Source organism: Pseudomonas sp. HD6422, from assembly GCF_025377065.1.
Classification (GTDB): domain Bacteria; phylum Pseudomonadota; class Gammaproteobacteria; order Pseudomonadales; family Pseudomonadaceae; genus Aquipseudomonas; species Aquipseudomonas putida_U.
Window position 1 is genome coordinate 109,697 of sequence record NZ_JAHWIW010000016.1, and the last position, 18,065, is coordinate 127,761.

Here is an 18,065-nt window from a genome sequence, read left to right on the forward strand (position 1 = left end):
GGTGGAATGCGCCAGAAGGGTCTGGCGCAATTATGCGCTACTTCAGGCAGTCGATCAGCGCCTGCTGCCAGTGCGGTTGGCTGACCTGCCACTCACGGGCCAGGCGCGAGCAGTCGAGCCGGGAGTTGAGTGGTCGGCGCGCAGGGGTCGGATACTCGCTGGACGGGATCGGCAGCAGCTCGGCGCATGGCAGCCCCCGGGCCTTGAGCTGTTCGCCGATGGCCTGGGCGAAGCCGAACCAGGACGTCTCGCCCTGGGCGGTGAGGTGGTAGGTACCCCAGGCGCCGGCCTGGCCGTTTTGCCAGCGTTCGATCAGCGCGCGGGTGCTGAATGCGATGGTACTGGCCCAGGTCGGTGCGCCGATCTGGTCACAGACGATGCGCAGCTCGGGCTTTTCCTGGAGCAGGCGTTGCATGGTCAGCAGGAAATTGCGCCCGTGCAGCGAATACACCCAGCTGGTGCGCAGGATCAGGTGCTCGCCACCGACGGCAGCGATGGCTTGTTCGCCGGCCAGCTTGCTGCGGCCATACACCCCCAGCGGATTCGGTGCGTCGTCCTCGGTGTAGGGGGCCGGTTTGTCGCCATCGAACACGTAGTCGGTGGAGTAATGGATCAGCGGCACGCCTAGGCGGGCGGCTTCCTCGGCCAGAACCCGGGGGCTTTCGGCGTTGATCGCGAAGGCCAGTTCGGTTTCGTGTTCGGCCTGGTCCACCGCCGTGTGTGCGGCGGCGTTGATGATCAGGTCGGGCGCCAGTTCCCGCAAGGGTTCGCGCAGCGCTTCGGGTTGAGCCAGATCGAGTTGTTCGCGGCCCAATAGGTGCAACTCGCCGAGGCCGCCCAGTTCCGCTTGCAGGGCCTGGGCGACCTGGCCGTTGCGGCCACACACCAGGACCTTCATGGGAACAGCTCCGCGTCCTTGAACGACACGCCAGCCTGGTCCTTGGCCGACAGCTGCGGTTGCTCGGCCAGCTCCCAGTCGATCGCCAGGGTCGGGTCATCCCAACGGATACAGCGCTCGGCGGATGGGTTGTAGTAGTCGGTGGTCTTGTAGAGGCATTCGGCCGATTCGCTCAGCACCACGAAACCGTGGGCGAAGCCTGCCGGTACCCACAGCTGGCGGTGGTTGTCGGCGGACAGGCGCACGGCAACCCACTGGCCAAAGGTTGGCGAGTGCTTGCGGATGTCCACGGCCACGTCCAGCACTTCGCCCTGGACCACGCGCACCAGTTTGCTCTGAGGGTTCTGCAGTTGGTAGTGCAGGCCGCGCAGCACGCCTTTCTGCGAGCGCGAGTGGTTGTCCTGGACAAACGTCACATCGACTCCGGTCTGGTCGGCGAAGGCGCGGGCATTGAAGCTTTCGAAGAAGAAGCCGCGGCTGTCGCCGAACACCTTGGGTTCGATGATCACGACATCGGGGATAGCGGTCTTGATGATATTCATCGGTTTTCTCCGCGACATACCCCGTACTTTAGTGCGGGGAGGGATAGCGAGGCGTGCGAACTGCGCGCCCTTACGCCGGCCTGTCTTGCTCCTCGATGTAGCGCCGAACCCCGTCCAATGACGCACCGCCTACGCTGCCGGCGAAATACGACGCCGACCATAACGCATTCCCCTGCCAGGCTGGTTGCATCAATTCCGGGAAATAACACGCAACGAATCCTCCACTAGACCAACCTTGATAAAACCATGGTAAACGCGCTATTTTGCTGAACAATATGGATAAAGGCCAATCCAGAATGAAAACCACCAAAACCCTCCAATTGCGCATCAAGGACAGGCATGCGCCCGTTCTGCGCGCGTGGGCGCGGTCGGTTAACACTGCCTGGAATTACCTGAACGAACTTCAGCACCGCGCTTGTGCAGCGGTGCGGGCTGATCGTTGTTGGCAACGTCAAGCCCAAAGCGTTGGCTAAGACCCAAATGGCCAAGTCGGTGCACGACGCCGGTTGGGGCATGTTGAAAACGATGCTGTCTTACAAATGCGATAGCGCAGGCATCGTTTTTCGTGAAGTCAACGAAGCGTACACCACCCAAGCCTGTTCGCATTGCGGCGCACTCCCGCCCAGTAGTCCGAAAGGTAGGACCGGCCTTGGAATAAGAGAATGGACTTGTGAGTGTGGTGTCACTCACGACCGCGACATTAACGCGGCGAGGAACATTCTCGCGGTCGGGCATGGCCGTCTACCTGTAGGAATCCCCGTCCTTTAGGGTGGGGAGGATGTCAAGCGTGCTCTTTCGCCAGGGTGTGTAGGTATTGCCCGTAACCGGTCTTCTTCAGTTCCTCGGCTTTGGCCTGCAACTGGTCACGACCGATCCAGCCCTTCTGGAAGGCAATCTCTTCCAGGCAGGCCACTTTCAGGCCCTGGCGGTGTTCGATGGTCTGCACGTACTGGGAAGCTTCCAGCAGGCTGTCGTGGGTGCCGGTGTCGAGCCAGGCGAAGCCACGGCCAAAACGCTCGACACGCAGGTCGCCGCGTTGCAGGTAGGCATTATTGACGTCGGTGATCTCCAGCTCGCCGCGTGGCGACGGCTTGATGCCCTTGGCGATCTTGACCACGTCGTTGTCGTAGAAGTACAGCCCGGTGACGGCATAGCTGGACTTCGGTTCGAGCGGCTTCTCCTCGATTGACAGGGCTTTGCCCTGGTCGTCGAACTCGACCACACCGAAGCGTTCCGGGTCTTTGATCCAGTAGCCGAATATCGTTGCCCCTGAGGATTGGCGTACAGCCCGCAGAAGCTGCTCGCTGAAGCCTTGTCCGTGGAAGATGTTGTCGCCCAGGATGAGGCAGACCGAGTCGTCACCAATGAACGATTCGCCGATCAGGAACGCCTGGGCCAAACCGTCTGGAGACGGTTGTTCGGCATAGCTGAGGTTGAGGCCGAACTGATGACCATCACCGAACAACTGGCGGTACTGGGGCAGGTCCTGCGGGGTGGAGATAAGCAGAATGTCACGGATACCGGCCAGCATCAGCACCGAGATCGGGTAGTAGATCATCGGCTTGTCGTAGATCGGCAGCAGCTGCTTGGAGACGCCGAGAGTGATGGGGTGCAGGCGGGTGCCGGAGCCGCCCGCCAGGACGATACCTTTGGTCATGCGATCAGGTCATTCGAGTCGGAGTGGGCCAAGGGGACACCTCGGTAACTGCCATCCTGGACATGCGCGCACCATTCAAGGTTGCCCAGGTACCACTGCACGGTCTTGCGCAGGCCGGACTCGAAGCTTTCTTCCGGAGTCCAACCGAGCTCGCGCTCGATCTTGCTCGCATCGATGGCGTAGCGTACGTCGTGGCCGGGGCGATCCTTAACGAAGGCGATCAGGTCGGTATAGTGTGCCACGCCCGCTGGACGCTCCGGCGCCAGCTCTTCGAGCAGCGCGCAGATGCTGCGTACCACATCGATGTTCTTCTGTTCGTTGTGCCCGCCGATGTTGTAGGTCTCACCAACCGTGCCCCGGATCAGCACCTGAAGCAGGGCTCGGGCGTGGTCATCGACGAACAACCAGTCGCGTATCTGCAGGCCGTTGCCGTACACCGGCAAGGGTTCGCCAGCCAGAGCGTTGAGAATGACCCGTGGTATGAGTTTCTCCGGAAATTGGAAAGGGCCATAGTTATTCGAGCAGTTGCTCAGCAGCACCGGCATGTCGTAGGTGCGGTACCAGGCACGGACCAGATGATCGGATGCCGCCTTGCTGGCGGAGTACGGCGAGCTCGGCGCGTAGGGCGTGGTTTCGGTGAACAGGTCATCGACACCGTGCAGGTCGCCATACACCTCATCTGTGGAAACATGGTGGAAGCGGAAGGCTTGGCGTTTGTCCGTCGACAGACGTTGCCACCAGGCACGGGTGGTTTCGAGCAGGGTGTAGGTACCGAGGATGTTGGTCTGAATGAAGGCGGCAGGGCCTTCGATGGAGCGGTCGACATGCGACTCGGCGGCTAGATGCATGATCGCATCGGGTTGGAAACGCTCCAGCAATGCGGCGACGGTACGCTGGTCGCAGATGTCTGCCTTGGCGAATTCGTAGCGGCTGTTGCTCGCAATGCAGTGAAGTGATTCGAGGTTACCTGCGTAGGTGAGCTTATCGAGATTCAGCACCTCGTGCTCTGTGTGTTTGATCAGGTAACGAATCAGGGCCGAACCGATGAAACCGGCTCCCCCGGTGACGAGGATGCGCATGTGCGATTGCCTTCTGGCCAGCGGTGGTGTGCTTAATCAGAGTAGCTTGTCGGCTGCGGCCCCCCTAGGCAAGTGCCGGCTGCACCGTGTATCCGACGCTTTGTCTCAAAGCCCTCTTGTTTATTCGCCGCGCTAGTGGCGATATACGCAGAAAAAAACCGAGGTTCCCCGTTCATGCCCCTCCGCACCCTGATCCAGCGTTCCAGTCAGCCCACCCCTTCGCTCAGCGAAGCTCAGGCGCATGCCCTGCTGCGGGCGCACTACGATCTGGCGGGCAGCCTGCAGTCGCTGGGCAGCCAGCAGGACCTCAATTTCAGGGTCGACAGCGATCAGGGACGGTTCGTGCTCAAGGTCTGCCACGCCAGCTATGCCCAGGTAGAGCTCGAGGCGCAGCATGCGGCGTTGGCCTACCTGCGCGAGCAGGGCCTGCCCGTGCCGGCAGTGCGTCCCGCACGCGACGGCCAGGCGCTGCTCGCCATGGACGTCGAAGGCCAGGCACTGCGCGCCCGCCTGCTCGACTATATCGACGGTCAACCGCTGACCCGCATCAAGCACATGCCGCCGCGGCTGATGGCCGAGCTTGGCGAGCTGTGCGCTCGGGTCGACAAGGCCCTGGCGGATTTCGACCACCCTGGCCTGACGCGGACGTTGCAGTGGGACCCACAACATGCCCACGCGCTCATCGCCCATTTGCTTCCGAGCCTTCAGGATGCGTCCAAACGCACCAGCGTCGAACAGGCGACGCAATTGGCAGCCGAGCGCCTGGCACCGCTGGCGGCGCATTTGCCAAGCCAGGCCGTGCACCTGGACATCACCGATGACAACGCCGTATGGGCCCGCGATGACGAACGCCAATGGCAACTGCAGGGGGTGATCGATTTCGGCGATCTGTTGCGCACCTGGCGGATCGCCGATCTGTCGGTCACCTGCGCGGCGTTGTTGCATCACGCCGAGGGCGATCCCCTGCGTGTCCTGCCTGCGGTAGCTGCCTATCACGCCTGTAACCCGCTCACCGAGGCCGAGCTGCGCGCCTTGTGGCCGCTGGTGCTGAACCGCGCCGCCGTGCTCGTCCTCAGCAGCGAGCAGCAACTGACGATCGATCCGGGCAATCAGTACATCCTCGACAATATCGCCCACGAGTGGGACATCTTCGACACTGCCACGGCGGTTCCTTGCGCCTTGATGGAAGCGGCCATCCTGCAAGCGGCCGGCTTGAACGCCGAGGCCCCGGCTTTGCAGGGCTGCGTGCCATTGCTACCCGCGCTGGCCGGGCTGCCCGTGACACGGCTCGACCTGGGCGTGCTCAGTCGTCATCATGAGGCTGGCAATTGGCAGCAGCCTGGTTTCGATCAGCGTCTGCTGGCCGCCCAACCCGCGCCGGCCTGCACCCTGCATGGCCAGTATCGCCTTTCGCAAACCCATATCGATCGCCCCGATGAACCGGCCACGTGCGCCTTGGGTGTGGAGTTGCACCTGCAACCCGGCACTGCCGTTCACGCCCCCCAGGAGGGCATCTGGCAGCGTACCGGCGAAGGGCGAGGTTGCTTGCGCAGCGACGGCTGGAGCCTGTGGTTGAGCGGCCTGGAGCGAGCGCCGGAAGACGCTGCGACGATTGCCCGGGGCCAGTCGCTGGGCAGCGCCTCGGCCCTGCTCGCGGTCCAACTGTGCCGAGCGCCGAACGTGCAGCCACCGTTCTTCGCCAAGCCATCCCATGCGGCTGCCTGGCTGGCCCTGTGCCCGTCGCCGGCGGCGCTACTGGGTTTCGATTGCGATGCCGAACCGCTGCAAGACCCGGCCGCCTTGCTGGCTCGCCGCGATGCCAGCTTCGCTCGCTCGCAGAAGCACTATTACGCGCAGCCGCCGCACATCGAACGTGGCTGGCGCAACTACCTGATCGACATGCAAGGCCGCTCGTACCTCGACATGCTCAACAATGTCGCGGTGCTCGGTCATGGTCATCCGCGCATGGCCGCCGAGTCGGCGCGGCAATGGTCGCTGCTCAACACCAACTCGCGTTTCCACTACGCCGCCATCGCCGATTTCTCCGAGCGCTTGCTGGCCCTGGCACCGCCGGGCTTCGATCGGGTGTTCCTGGTCAACAGCGGCACCGAGGCCAACGATCTGGCGATCCGCTTGGCCTGGGCCTACAGCGGCGGGCGCGACCTGCTGAGCGTGCTGGAGGCCTATCACGGCTGGTCGGTGGCCACGGACGCGATCTCCACTTCGATCGCCGACAACCCACAGGCTTTGGAAACGCGACCGGACTGGGTGCACCCGGTAGAGGCGCCCAATACCTTCCGCGGGCGCTACCGCGGTGCAGACAGCGCTGGCGACTATCTGCGCGACGTAGAGGCCAAGCTTGCCGATCTCGATGCCCGGGGACGCCAGCTGGCGGGCATGATCTGCGAGCCGGTCTATGGCAACGCCGGGGGCATCTCGCTGCCGCCCGGTTATCTGCGCGAAGCCTATGCCCAGGTACGGGCCCGTGGCGGCGTGTGCATCGCCGACGAAGTGCAGGTCGGCTATGGCCGCCTCGGTGAGTACTTCTGGGGCTTCGAGGAGCAGGGTGTGGTGCCCGATATCATTACCATGGCCAAAGGCATGGGCAACGGCCAGCCGCTCGGCGCGGTCATCACCCGACGCGAGATTGCCGAGGCGCTGGAGGCCGAGGGCTACTTCTTCTCTTCGGCCGGCGGTAGCCCGGTGAGCTGCCGGATCGGCATGGCGGTGCTGGATGTCATGCAGGAGGAGGGGTTGTGGCAGAACACCCGGGAAACCGGTGCCTACTTCAAGGGGCGCCTGCAGTCCCTGGTCGATAAACATCCGCTTGCCGGGGCTGCCCATGGCTCGGGCTTCTATCTGGGGCTGGAGCTGGTGCGCGATCGCCAGACTCTGGAACCCGCCACGGCGGAGACCCAACACCTCTGCAACCGCCTGCGTGACCTGGGCATCTTCATGCAGCCAACCGGCGACTACCTGAACATCCTCAAGATCAAGCCGCCGATGTGCACCACCCGCGCCAGCGTCGACTACTTCGTCGACAGCGTTGACCGCATCCTGGCGGAAGGTCTTTAAGCCTTTACAGCCTCATATGCCGATTCTTATCGGTATGTGAGGCATTTCTATGTCTAAAAATTTAGCATGTCTGCTTTAAATGCCGATATATATCGGCTATAAAGCGTTCTATTCTCAGGCATGAACTTGCCGGCAGAACGGATACACGCCGATGCCATCCAATTGACCAACGACCTGGTGCGGATCGACACCGGGCCCTCGCAGAGGTTTACCGATGAAAACCCTCAATTCCACACCCCGCGCCGATGGCTTCCACATGCCAGCCGAGTGGGCTCCCCAGAGCCAGGTCTGGATGGTCTGGCCGGAGCGCCCGGACAACTGGCGCCTGGGCGGCAAGCCGGCCCAGGCGGCTCACCTGACCTTGGCCAAGGCCATCGCCCGTTTCGAGCCAGTGACCGTGGCCGTTTCTGCCGGCCAATACGAGAACGCTCGCCGCCAGCTCGACCTGCCCAACATCCGAGTGGTGGAGATCAGCAACGATGACGCCTGGGTGCGTGACACCGGGCCGACCTTCGTCATCAACGACCACGGCGAAGTGCGCGGCGTGGATTGGGCTTTCAACGCCTGGGGCGGTTTCGACGGTGGCCTGTATGCGCCATGGAACCGCGACGAGGAATTGGCGGCCAAGGTGCTGGAAATGGAGCGCTGCCAGCGTTACCACACCGAGGGCTTCGTGCTCGAAGGCGGCTCGATCCACGTCGATGGTGAAGGCACGCTGATCACCACCGAAGAGTGCCTGCTCAATCGCAACCGTAACCCGCACCTCGATCGCGAGCAGATCGAAACCATCCTGCGCGATCATCTGGCGGTGGACACCATCGTCTGGCTGCCGGATGGCTTGTACAACGACGAGACCGATGGCCACGTCGACAACTTCTGCTGTTACGTCGCACCCGGCGAAGTGTTACTGGCCTGGACAGATGATTCCAACGATCCCAACTATGCGCGCTGCCATGCCGCCTATGAGGTGCTGAAAAATACCCGCGACGCCAAAGGCCGCGAGTTCGTCGTGCACAAGATGCCGATTCCGGGCCCGCTGTACGCGACCGAAGAAGAGTGCGCAGGCGTCGATCAGGTGCAGGGCAGCCAGGAACGCGACCCATCGGTGCGGCTGGCCGGCTCGTACGTCAACTTCCTGATCGTCAATGGCGGCATCATTGCCCCAAGCTTCGACGACCCAGCCGATGCCCAAGCCAGAGCGATTCTGAGCAAGGTCTTCCCCAATCACGAAGTGGTGATGATCCCCGGGCGTGAGCTGTTGCTCGGCGGTGGCAACATTCATTGCCTGACTCAGCAGCAACCGGCACCGGTAAAGCGGTGAGCGATGACCTGAGTCGAAAGAGGCCCGTCCCGTGACGGGCCTTTTTGTTGGGCGACATCTGGTATACCAGGATGGCATACGTTTTGTATCGTTTTTTCAAGCAGATACGGCACCCCCGTACTGTAACAATGACGACGTAAGTTAGCCGCTCACGGCCCAGGGAGTACGTGTAGAGATGAACGCCGCAAGTGAGTCGGTTTTGCCCCCATCGGCAATGAGTCCTCAATCGCTCAAAACTTTGACGCAGTGGTTGAAGCACCATGGATGCAAACGGGTCAGGACGACCGACCCCCGACGTCTGCTTGACGGGCGTTACCCGCAAGGTCTGCTTAGCGATGCCGAGCTGGAAGCCTTGCAGGCAGTCTGGCGCTGAACTCCAGTCACCTCTGCCAGCGTAAAACGCCACCGCTCGCGGTGGCGTTTTCGTTTGTGATCCATACCCGTGCAGCGCTGCCGCCGGTTGTAGGACAAAATACCCTGGATAGGTTGGAAAACTGAGAAAAATGCCCGGACTAAGGCGAAAAACCAGGTAGATCAACCTGCATTTCACGAGTTTTTGACATTTGTAATCATGCACGGCTAGGATTCGGCCAACGCCTGCTGGCCAATCCCTGGCCATGCTGCTGTTCAAGGCCCGCTGCGCTTGTCCCGGCGGGCTTTCCAGTTCGGATCCGCATTAACGTCGAAGCCTACGACTGGGGCGTTGGTTCCCGGCGTCATCTTGCAGCGCGTTTTTGATTACGAAATAAGGAAAACAAATGTTGAAAACCAGGATCAGCCTGGTCGCCCTGGCATTGATCGCCGCGACCCAGGCCCAGGCCAACGATCAGGCCGAAAGCAAAGGCTTCATCGAAGACAGCCACGCCAACCTGTTGCTGCGCAATGCCTACATGAACCGCGACAAGAAGCACGGTACGAAAGACCAGAGCGAGTGGGGCCAGGCCTTCATCGGCAAGTTCGAGTCCGGCTTCACCCAGGGCACCGTCGGGGTCGGCGTCGATGCCTTCGGCCTGTACGCCCTGCGCCTGGACGGCGGCAAGGGCCGCAACGGCGCTCCCGGCATCGACTTCTTCAAGGCCAGTGATACCGACCCAGCCAACTCGCCGCACAACCTGGCCCGTGGCGGCGCGGCCATCAAGTTCCGTGTTTCCAACACGGTGCTCAAGTATGGCGACATGATGCCCGAGCTGCCGGTGCTGCAGTACGACGACAGCCGCCTGCTGCCTGAGAGCTACACCGGTACCTTCATCACCTCCAAGGAGATCGAAGGTCTGGTGGTGAACGCCGGTCACTTCACCCAGGAAGCGCGCAAGAGCGCCGAAGGTCGTGACAGCGGCCACCTGAAGTCGATCGACGTGTTCGGCGGCAGCTACAGGTTCACCGAGAACTTCACCGCGTCCCTGTACACCTCCGATGTCCAGGACGTCATGAAGAAGCACTACCTGGGTCTGAACTACGTCTACCCGATCTCGGCAGACCAGTCCCTGACCCTGGACTTCAACGGCTACAAGTCGGACATCGACAAGAAGTACGTCGACCGCGCCGACCTGACCGGCGACGACAACACCATCTGGAGCCTGGCGGCGACCTACGCCTTCGGCCCGCATTCGGTGACCATCGCCCACCAGCGCAGCACCGGCAGCACCGGCTACCAGTACGGCTGGTACCAGGACCGTGGCGGCGTGGGTGACGGTGGCTCGACCATCTACCTGGCCAACTCCTACTGGTCCGACTTCAACGCCGAAGACGAGCGCTCTTGGCAGATCGCCTACGGCCTGGACTTCGGTGCCTATGGCGTACCGGGCCTGAGCTACAAGATCGCCTACGTGCGGGGTGACAACATCAACACCCACGGCTTCGGCGAAGGTAAAGAGCGCGAAATCTTCAACCAGCTGCAATACGTGGTTCAAGACGGCCCAGCCAAGGACCTGTCCCTCAAGCTGCGTGGCTCCTGGCTGCGGACCTCGGAGAGCGTTCGCCAGAACGGTTACTTCGACGACGGCAACGAAGTGCGCGTCTTCGTCGAATACCCGATCAGCTTCTTCTGATCGACTCGGCGTCTGCAACAGCCCCGGCCTATGCCGGGGCTGTTTCGTTCAGGTGTACCTCGGCCTGAATGCCCTCTTGCGGATCGCCCAGGCTGGAGTCGCTAACAGGGCAGCACGACGCTGGCCCGCAATCCACCCCCCTCGCGGTTCAGCATCACCAACTCGCCGCCGTGACTGGTGGCAATGCGTTGGGCGATGCTCAAACCCAACCCGTAGCCCCCCGACGCCTGGTTGCGCGAACCCTCGCCGCGCACGAATGGGTCGGTGATGGTCGCCAGCAACGCCGGTGCGACGCCGGGGCCGCGATCATCGACATGGATCGATACTGCCGTGGCAGTCCTTTCCAGGCTGACTGAAATCTCCTTGGCATAGCGCAGCGCATTGACCAGCAGGTTCTGCAGGCAGCGTTGCAGCAGCAGGGCATCGACCTGCAGGCTGCCGGCCTGGCCACGGACAGGGAGCGGCTCCTCGGCGCTGGCCAGTTCCGCGCACAGCCGCGCCACCAGGCGATCGAGGTTGACCGGTTGCAGGTTCTGCTGCTCGCCGGCGCGCAGGTAATCCAGGACCTGGCCGATCATGTCGTCCATCTGCGTGATGTTCTGCCGCAAGCGCTCGCGCTGCTCATCGTCCTTCAGCCGCTCCAGGCGCAGCCGCATACGTGTCAGCGGGGTGCGCAGGTCGTGGGATACGGCGGCGAGGAAATAGGCCTTGTCGTTGACCATGGCAATCAGCCGTTGCTGCATGGCGTTGAAGGCCATGGCTGCCTGGCGTACCTCCTGCGGGCCATCCAAGGCCAGTGGCGTCTGCTCCAGGTTGCTGCCCAGGCCGCGTGCGGCATCGGCCAGGCGCTGCAGCGGGCGCAGGCACAGGCGTACTGCCACCAGGCAGACCAGTAGCACCGCGACGATGCGCAACGCATAGACCCGCAGCAGGTAGTCGCTGATCAGTACCCATGCCGACTCGCCGCTCCAGCCTTGCAGCTCCTGGCCCTCGATGGTCAGCCAGTGGCCGTCGGCCAGGGACACTGCGAAGGCGATATGCGCCTTCGCAGTGCGCAGGCCGAACAGGCTGCGCCAGACGATCGGCTGGCCCAGCTCATCGGTCAGTTTCACATTCAGCAGGCGCACGGCCTGTTCATGTCCCAACTCATAGCCGAGGGCTTGGCGCAGCAGCAGTTCGACCCGCCGGCGTCCGCGACGCTCGTCGTGCTGGCTGGTCGGCAGGCTCTCGGTGCAACCCAGGCGATAGTGCGCTGGAATCTGCAGGCTGCCCGGGTGGCAGTCAGCCTGGGCGATAAAGGGCGCACTGCGCGCAGCGATCAGCCGTACCGGCGCCTCCAGCACCTGGGCGAATCGCACGTCGAACCAGATGCTGCTCGACATCAGCTGGATGAGCAGCGTGCCGCTGACCATGATCAGCAGTAGCTGGCCGAACAATGTACGCGGCCACAACCGGCGCAGCAGGCGCATCTCAGGCGTGAGCCTCGGCCTGACCGAGGGTCAGCAGGTAGCCTTCGTTGCGGATGGTGAGGATCTGCGCGCGGGCTGCCGAGCTTCGGCGCAGGTGCTGGCGAAGGCGGCTGATGCACATGTCCACCGAGCGATCGTCGGGGAGGTGATCGCGGCCGAAGGCGCTGCGTGTCAGCAAGTCGCGGGACACCACGCGTTCATTGGCCTCGAGCAATTCCTGCAGCACGCGGAAGTCGGAGCGGGGCAGGGTGTGGATAGTGGTGTCCGGACAGCTCAGCAGGCGCTTGACCGGATCGAGGCGAAAACCGGCGAACGCCACAGCCTGCCCCACAGGCTCGGGCAGGCTGGCCTCCAGGCGCTGTGGCCGGCGCAGCACTGCCTTGATCCGGGCGATCAGCTCGCGTGGCTCGAAGGGCTTGGCCAGATAGTCATCGGCCCCCACTTCGAGGCCGATGATACGGTCGAACGTGCTGCCCTTGGCCGACAGCATGATCACAGCCAGCCCAGGCACTGCCTGCAATTGACGGCACAGGCTGAGGCCATCCTCGCCGGGCAGCATCAGGTCGAGCACCACCAGATCGACTTTGTGCCGCGCCAGTTGCTCGCGCATACCCTCGCCGTCGACCGCCGCCACCACGGCGTAGCCGGCATCGGTGAGGTAATCGCAGAGAAGTTCGCGGATCTCGTCGTCATCATCGACGACCAGCAGGGTCGTGCTCATCGGGTAAATCACCTGTGAGAGGAAAGGGCCGGTGGCGCCTCGTTACGTTCGATTACATCCCCGTACACGCCGGGCATGGAGCCCAACGGGCTTATCCATAGAATCGTAACAAAAAATCATCTGCGAATACGAAGTCTTCCCAAATGAAACCCCACAGCACCCTTCGCCATGTCCAATTTCACTCCTGCGGCGGTAGCCGCCTCAGCCCGCTTGCCCTGTGCATCGCCTTGACCCTGAGTGCCGGCGCCATGGCCGCCGATGGTCAGCCGCTGGAACTGGAGGCCACCCAGATCGAGGACAGCGCCTTGCTCCCTGCGGACGATGCCGGGCAGCTCGGTTACACCGTCGAGAGCAGCCGCAGTTCCACCGGGCTCAAGCTGACCCCACGGCAGACCCCGCAGTCGGTCACCACCATCACCCGCCAGCAGATGGATGACCGTGGTGTTCGCAACCTCGAGCAGGCGCTGGACACCACTCCAGGGGTGACCAGCAGCAAGTCGGAAGTGGGCGGGCGTACCGATTTCCGCGCCCGTGGCTACTCGATCAGCAACTGGAAGGTCGACGGCCTGCAGTTCCAGGGCGGCTCCGACTTCAGCGGCGGCGGCAACGCCCTGAACATGGACTTGTACGAGCGCATCGACATCGTCCGCGGCGCCAACGGCCTGCTCGGCGGCACCGGCGACCCCTCGGCTACCGTCAACCTGATCCGCAAGGCCCCGAGCAAGACCTTCGGCGGCAGCGCTTACGCCACCTATGGCAGTTGGGACAAACGCCGTCTGGGCGCCGACCTCAACCTGCCGTTGTCCGAGGATGGCCGCCTGCGTTCGCGTTTCGTCATGACCCAGCAAGATGCCAACTCGTTCCGCGACAACCAGTCCGAGCGCTCCCGCGCGGCCCTGGCCAACTTCGAATTCGACCTGGATGACGCCACCACCCTGGGCGCCGGCTATCAGTACGAATACAACAAAGTGGTCGGCGGTGGTTGGGGTGCCAACATCCCGATCTGGTACCGCGACGGCAGCAAGACCGATCTGCCGCGCAGCACCAATCTGGTGCCGAGCTGGAGCTTCGGCGAGTACACCACCCGCACCGCCTTCGGCTCCCTGGAGCATCGCTTCGACAACGACTGGACCCTCGACCTCAAGGCCGCCCAGAGCACCTCCGAGGTGCTCAATCACCGAGGGCTGGCCAAGGTCAACTCGGCGGGCCGTGGCAGCTACGGCGGCTACTGGGACCAGGATGGCAGCGGCGCGGTGCTCAACGGCTTGCACAGCTCCACCGACACCACCCAGCAGTCGGCGCAGATCGACCTGTCCGGCCCATTCCAATTGTTCGGTCGCACCCACCAGGCCATGGTCGGCTACAACGACAGCCGCACCGTGGCCTGGTCGCCGGAGTACACCTGCACCATGGTCAGCGCCGACACCGTCAGCGCGCCGTCCGTGGGCTGTCAGTTCCGCGCCAACAACGGCTTCCCGGTGACCGACTGGCACAACGGCGTGGACAGCGACTACGACCTGCTCGCCTCACGCACCGGTCGTCACAGCAAGACCACCACGCGCCTCCAGGGCATGTACGCCGCCACCCGCCTCAGCATCACCGATCCGTTCTCGGTGATCGTCGGTGTGCGCACCACCGATTACTCGGCCACCACCCTCAGCGTCAGCGGCGTGCGCAGCAACCAGCAGAACAGCGGCATCGTCACGCCGTACCTGGGTGCGGTGTATGACCTCAACGACACCTACTCGCTCTACGCCAGCTACACCGACATCTTCAACCCGCAAACCGCCGAGACCGCCAGCGGCACCAAGGTCGAGCCGATCCGTGGCCAAAGCTACGAAACCGGTATCAAGGGTGCGTGGCTGGACGGGCGGCTGAATGCATCGGCGGCGTACTTCCGCACCAAACAGGAGAACAAGGCGGTACTCGACGACGGCCTGACCACCCCGACCGGTGGCGATGCCTACAAGGCCGGCACCGGCCAGGAAACCGACGGTATCGACCTGGAGATCGCCGGTGCGCTGACGCCGAACTGGAACATCTACGCCGGTTACACCTACCTGCACTTCCGCCGCGTCGACAGCGACGGTCGCAGCGACCCGTCGCACCTATTCAAGGCCTCGACCACCTATCGTCTGTCCGGCCCGCTCGATCGCCTCACCCTGGGCGTCGGCGTCAAGGCACAGAGCAACATCCGCGCGGTATCCAGCCCCGCCGGGCAGCCGGTCAACGGCGTGAGTGCGGGGTCCACGGACGTGAACTGGTCGGGTTACGCGATCTGGAATGCCATGGCCAAGTACCAGTTGACCGACGATACGGCGGTGAGCCTAAACGTCGACAACCTGTTCGACAAGCATTACTACACCCGGTACGGGTTCTATGCCGGGGCGATCTATGGCGATCCGCGAAACATGTCGCTGACGGTGAGCACGGCGTTCTGACCCCGAGGCTGTGCGCCGTACCTGTAGGAGCCGGTTTGCCGGCGATGGGGCGGGCACAGCCACTTCCATTGGCTATGCAGGTCTGGGCTATTGCCCTTGCATAGCCTCTTGCTGCGGTCCATCGAAGCGCTGCCAAGCCTTCACGAACAGCTCTTCCTCATCGTCTTCCGGCATTTCATCGGAAACCAGAACTCGCACATCCGTGCTGTCCTCGCCTTCCATGCGCAAGCCGACGTAGCGGGTGTCGTTGGCATCCCAGAAGGCTTCCACCTGCGCCATGGAGGCGTTCTCAAGCAGCACCTCGGCATTGTGTTCCAGGATGATCGAGTAGCGTGTTTCGGTAATCATTGCAAAGTGGCTCGCAGGGGCGGAGTGGGGAGGCGGGGGGCGAGAAAGCGGTGCCATTATGCCGCTCTGCTGGGTTGCAATCCTGACCACTCATCGTGTGGGTTCCAGAATATAGGACTGTTTCCTAAGTGCATGGCACCTGCCAATTGTGCAGTAGGCCTTGGCCTGGGGATGGCCAATCATTCGTCGGTTTGTGCTCATAAGCCACTTGTCTGCTGCCCAGAATTGCGCCACTGTAAAGACCATTGTCATTACAATGAGTAAGCCACCATGGCATCCATCAATGTTCGTATCGACGACGATCTCAAAATCCGAGCCTATCGTGAGCTTGAGCGGTTGGGTGTTACGCCCTCCGAGCTCATGCGCCAAGCCTTGCAGTACGTCGCCGAGCGCGGGCAGTTGCCTTTTAAACCTGTGCTCATGACTGATGAAGATGAGGCGCTGCTAGCGACCGTTCGCGAGCGCCTTGCCGACCCTCAGCGAGTGAAGGTTTCGCTGGATGACCTATAGCCTTGAGTTCGATGCGCGAGCGCTAAAGGAATGGCAAAAGCTGGGGGATACGATCCGGCAGCAACTCAAGAAAAAACTCGTCTCGGTTTTGCTGAATCCGAGGGTTGAGGCGAACCGGCTGCATAGCTTGCCGGACTGCTACAAGATCAAGCTGCGCAGTAGCGGCTACCGATTGGTCTACCAGGTGATCGAGTGGTTTTTGTGGTAGCTGTGGATAAGCGCGAGCGGGAACAGGCTTATCGCAAGGCGGCAGAGCGAGTGGTAGGTAAAACGTCATAACGAAAAACCCGTTAACGGGCGGGTTTTAGGGCTTCCAAGGCTTTCGGTTGAATGCGATGGAGCTGGATATGGTGCGGCACCAGGAGTCGAAAAGTATCATAAATCATTGATTTAATTGGTTATAAAAGAATTTGCGCAAAGCGCTATCTCAAAAAATACCCTATAACCTTCGTCTAACTATTTCAGTTTAAAGAGCAGTAAGTTTAAATTTGGAAAGGGTGGGTGTATCAACTACGGATGTTAGTAACTTGATTGGTCTGGGTTCTGCTGGTGGAGAGGTTGGATATGTTTTTATTAGGGTGTGCAGTCCGGCTATAACAAGTAATAAGTTGTCAGCAAATTGGTTCTGGAAGGATGCTGGAGTTGGCTTGTTTGTAAAAGTTTTAGCTGCCCGTTTTAATGAGGCTGTTTATTCTTGAGGTCTGCAGGTAGAGTTCTTCTTGAATTATTTCTGAGGCTTGATTCCAGACCTCAGAAGCGTAGCTTTCAGAAATTCCGAGTTGTAAAAATCGCCATTTCCTCTCGGCATCCCACCATGGAGAATCAACCAAATAATTAACCTTTACGCTTTCGAGGTAAAAACTGATCCAAGAGAGTTGCTTGGGCGGTATCTTGAGTTTAGCTCCGGCGCGTTGAATGGCGGCCCGTCCCTCAGGTGTATGTTTGTCAATAGCTACCCATGTAGGGAAGCTGCTTTCAACATCTGCAGTCGAGGGGGTGACTATAGGTAGTGATGACATCGCAAGATAGGACGCTGCGATACAGAATGCCTTATCCCATTGCCAGCTTGCTTGTTTATAAATACTTCGGGCTGAAGCTGTAACTTTCTTTTGTTCAAGGCTTAAGCTCTTGCTCTCCACCCAGTTAAAGAAAGCGTCAGGTCTCTCCAGTCCTGCAGCTACCGTTCTAACGGCTAAACTATCTGGAGAGTCTTTTGCTGCACTTTTATTTCCAGTGGAGTATTCGTAAGCAAGGCTTCCTAGACCCGCTGCATCCTTATTTTTTTTAGACCCTGCAACTTTTTTAATAAGGACAATGGTTGGTGTGTGTGACGCTACCACCGGCACTAGCGGCCAGCACTCCTCAAACAAGATTACGCTTGCTCGGGTCTGAAGCCACTTTGAATCGCCATTTTTGGCGAGGGTCAAAGCGACTTTCTCAGATAGTTCTGTATGACCACGGCGTACCAATTTCTGCAAAAGCGATCGAAAAATTGCTTTTGGAAAGCCAGTGCTCGCAGAAGAGGGAAAGCGCGTCATATACTGAACATTTTTGAAGTTATCCAGCTACTCTGGTAGTTTTCTTTGCACTTGCACCATGATGAACATTGTATGCGTGTGATCGTACGGTCTGTAAGCTTGGAGATTGCTTCCTCGGCCGAAATATAATCTTTGCTAGGCGTATCTCCAGTTGCAGGGTCATCTATGATTACGCTTAGAAAGTTTCTGTCGAGAGGGATGGCTCCGTTGGGTGCTTGTAGTGTAATCATCTGATCAAAGTTCCCGGCGTGCCAGTCGGCGTCTAACTCCGAGATACTTGTAAAATAGCGCTGCTCAACTGGAGTGTTGATCTGCCATTTTGAAGGGTTTGTCTTGGTAATCTGAATCGCCCCTGGTTTCCTAGACACTCTCCAAGCTCAGGAAATAGCGTTTCTCATACTCTATTGGAGACAGCTGC

General features: G+C 61.0%; 14 protein-coding genes and 2 pseudogenes. 7 read left to right on the forward strand and 9 right to left on the reverse strand.

The window, feature by feature from the left end:
• Nucleotides 1-37: 37 nt before the first annotated feature.
• The 3 genes from rfbD to KY379_RS13815 form a co-directional block, all read right to left on the reverse strand.
• Nucleotides 38-898: a dTDP-4-dehydrorhamnose reductase gene (gene rfbD, locus KY379_RS13805; protein ID WP_133327627.1), complete on the reverse strand. Its 861-nt coding sequence runs from the start codon at nucleotides 896-898 to the stop codon at nucleotides 38-40.
• Nucleotides 895-1,440 (reverse strand): dTDP-4-dehydrorhamnose 3,5-epimerase, encoded by a 546-nt coding sequence (gene rfbC, locus KY379_RS13810; protein WP_261240966.1) that lies wholly within the window; start codon nucleotides 1,438-1,440, stop codon nucleotides 895-897. Before rfbC ends, rfbD begins: the two co-directional genes overlap by 4 nt.
• Nucleotides 1,441-1,510: 70 nt before the next feature.
• A complete protein-coding gene (locus KY379_RS13815; protein ID WP_261261835.1) occupies nucleotides 1,511-1,768 on the reverse strand; it encodes a transposase in 258 nt (85 codons plus the stop codon).
• 86 nt (nucleotides 1,769-1,854) lie between these two features.
• Here KY379_RS13815 and KY379_RS13820 point away from each other — a divergent pair.
• Nucleotides 1,855-2,208: pseudogene (locus KY379_RS13820) on the forward strand (RNA-guided endonuclease InsQ/TnpB family protein); the annotation flags it as partial.
• A 13-nt stretch (nucleotides 2,209-2,221) separates the two neighbouring features.
• Here KY379_RS13820 and rfbA read toward each other — a convergent pair.
• Entirely contained in the window at nucleotides 2,222-3,097 is an 876-nt protein-coding gene (gene rfbA, locus KY379_RS13825; RefSeq protein WP_196173649.1) for a glucose-1-phosphate thymidylyltransferase RfbA, read from the reverse strand.
• On the reverse strand, nucleotides 3,094-4,176 hold the full coding sequence (rfbB, locus tag KY379_RS13830) for a dTDP-glucose 4,6-dehydratase (protein ID WP_196173651.1): 1,083 nt from the start codon (nucleotides 4,174-4,176) through the stop codon (nucleotides 3,094-3,096). The genes rfbA and rfbB overlap by 4 nt, the downstream gene beginning before the upstream one ends.
• Nucleotides 4,177-4,350: 174 nt before the next feature.
• Between rfbB and KY379_RS13835 the strand changes: the two genes are divergently transcribed.
• The 3 genes from KY379_RS13835 to KY379_RS13850 all read left to right on the forward strand — a co-directional run bounded on the left by KY379_RS13835 (nucleotide 4,351) and on the right by KY379_RS13850 (nucleotide 10,620).
• Nucleotides 4,351-7,251: an aminotransferase gene (locus KY379_RS13835; RefSeq protein ID WP_261242278.1), complete on the forward strand. Its 2,901-nt coding sequence runs from the start codon at nucleotides 4,351-4,353 to the stop codon at nucleotides 7,249-7,251.
• A gap of 214 nt (nucleotides 7,252-7,465) precedes the next feature.
• The gene (aguA, locus tag KY379_RS13840; RefSeq protein WP_133327617.1) at nucleotides 7,466-8,572 is read left to right on the forward strand and encodes an agmatine deiminase; all 1,107 of its coding nucleotides are present in this window, start codon (nucleotides 7,466-7,468) and stop codon (nucleotides 8,570-8,572) included.
• Between the two features lie 758 nt (nucleotides 8,573-9,330).
• Entirely contained in the window at nucleotides 9,331-10,620 is a 1,290-nt protein-coding gene (locus tag KY379_RS13850) for an OprD family porin (RefSeq protein WP_261242318.1), read from the forward strand.
• Between the two features lie 101 nt (nucleotides 10,621-10,721).
• Here the strand turns inward: KY379_RS13850 and KY379_RS13855 are convergent, their stop codons facing one another.
• The gene (locus KY379_RS13855; protein ID WP_133327611.1) at nucleotides 10,722-12,089 is read right to left on the reverse strand and encodes an ATP-binding protein; all 1,368 of its coding nucleotides are present in this window, start codon (nucleotides 12,087-12,089) and stop codon (nucleotides 10,722-10,724) included.
• A gap of 1 nt (nucleotide 12,090) precedes the next feature.
• Nucleotides 12,091-12,810, reverse strand: coding sequence for a response regulator (locus tag KY379_RS13860; protein ID WP_261242325.1), 720 nt, complete (start codon nucleotides 12,808-12,810; stop codon nucleotides 12,091-12,093).
• 143 nt (nucleotides 12,811-12,953) lie between these two features.
• On the opposite strand from KY379_RS13860, the gene KY379_RS13865 reads away from it, so the two are divergent.
• Complete coding sequence (locus tag KY379_RS13865) at nucleotides 12,954-15,251, forward strand: TonB-dependent siderophore receptor (RefSeq protein ID WP_196173657.1); 2,298 nt, start codon at nucleotides 12,954-12,956, stop codon at nucleotides 15,249-15,251.
• Between the two features lie 87 nt (nucleotides 15,252-15,338).
• On the opposite strand, the gene KY379_RS13870 is transcribed toward KY379_RS13865, so the two are convergent.
• On the reverse strand, nucleotides 15,339-15,599 hold the full coding sequence (locus KY379_RS13870) for a hypothetical protein (protein ID WP_133327605.1): 261 nt from the start codon (nucleotides 15,597-15,599) through the stop codon (nucleotides 15,339-15,341).
• A gap of 270 nt (nucleotides 15,600-15,869) precedes the next feature.
• On the opposite strand from KY379_RS13870, the gene KY379_RS13875 reads away from it, so the two are divergent.
• On the forward strand, nucleotides 15,870-16,109 hold the full coding sequence (locus KY379_RS13875; protein ID WP_060478286.1) for a type II toxin-antitoxin system RelB/DinJ family antitoxin: 240 nt from the start codon (nucleotides 15,870-15,872) through the stop codon (nucleotides 16,107-16,109).
• Nucleotides 16,099-16,388, forward strand: a pseudogene (locus KY379_RS13880) (type II toxin-antitoxin system RelE family toxin). The gene KY379_RS13875 and the pseudogene KY379_RS13880 overlap by 11 nt, the downstream one beginning before the upstream one ends.
• A gap of 383 nt (nucleotides 16,389-16,771) precedes the next feature.
• Here the strand turns inward: KY379_RS13880 and KY379_RS13885 are convergent.
• Nucleotides 16,772-17,647 carry a hypothetical protein gene (locus KY379_RS13885; RefSeq protein WP_261242358.1) on the reverse strand — a complete coding sequence of 292 codons (876 nt, stop codon included), beginning with the start codon at nucleotides 17,645-17,647 and terminating at the stop codon, nucleotides 16,772-16,774.
• Nucleotides 17,648-18,065 lie beyond the last annotated feature (418 nt).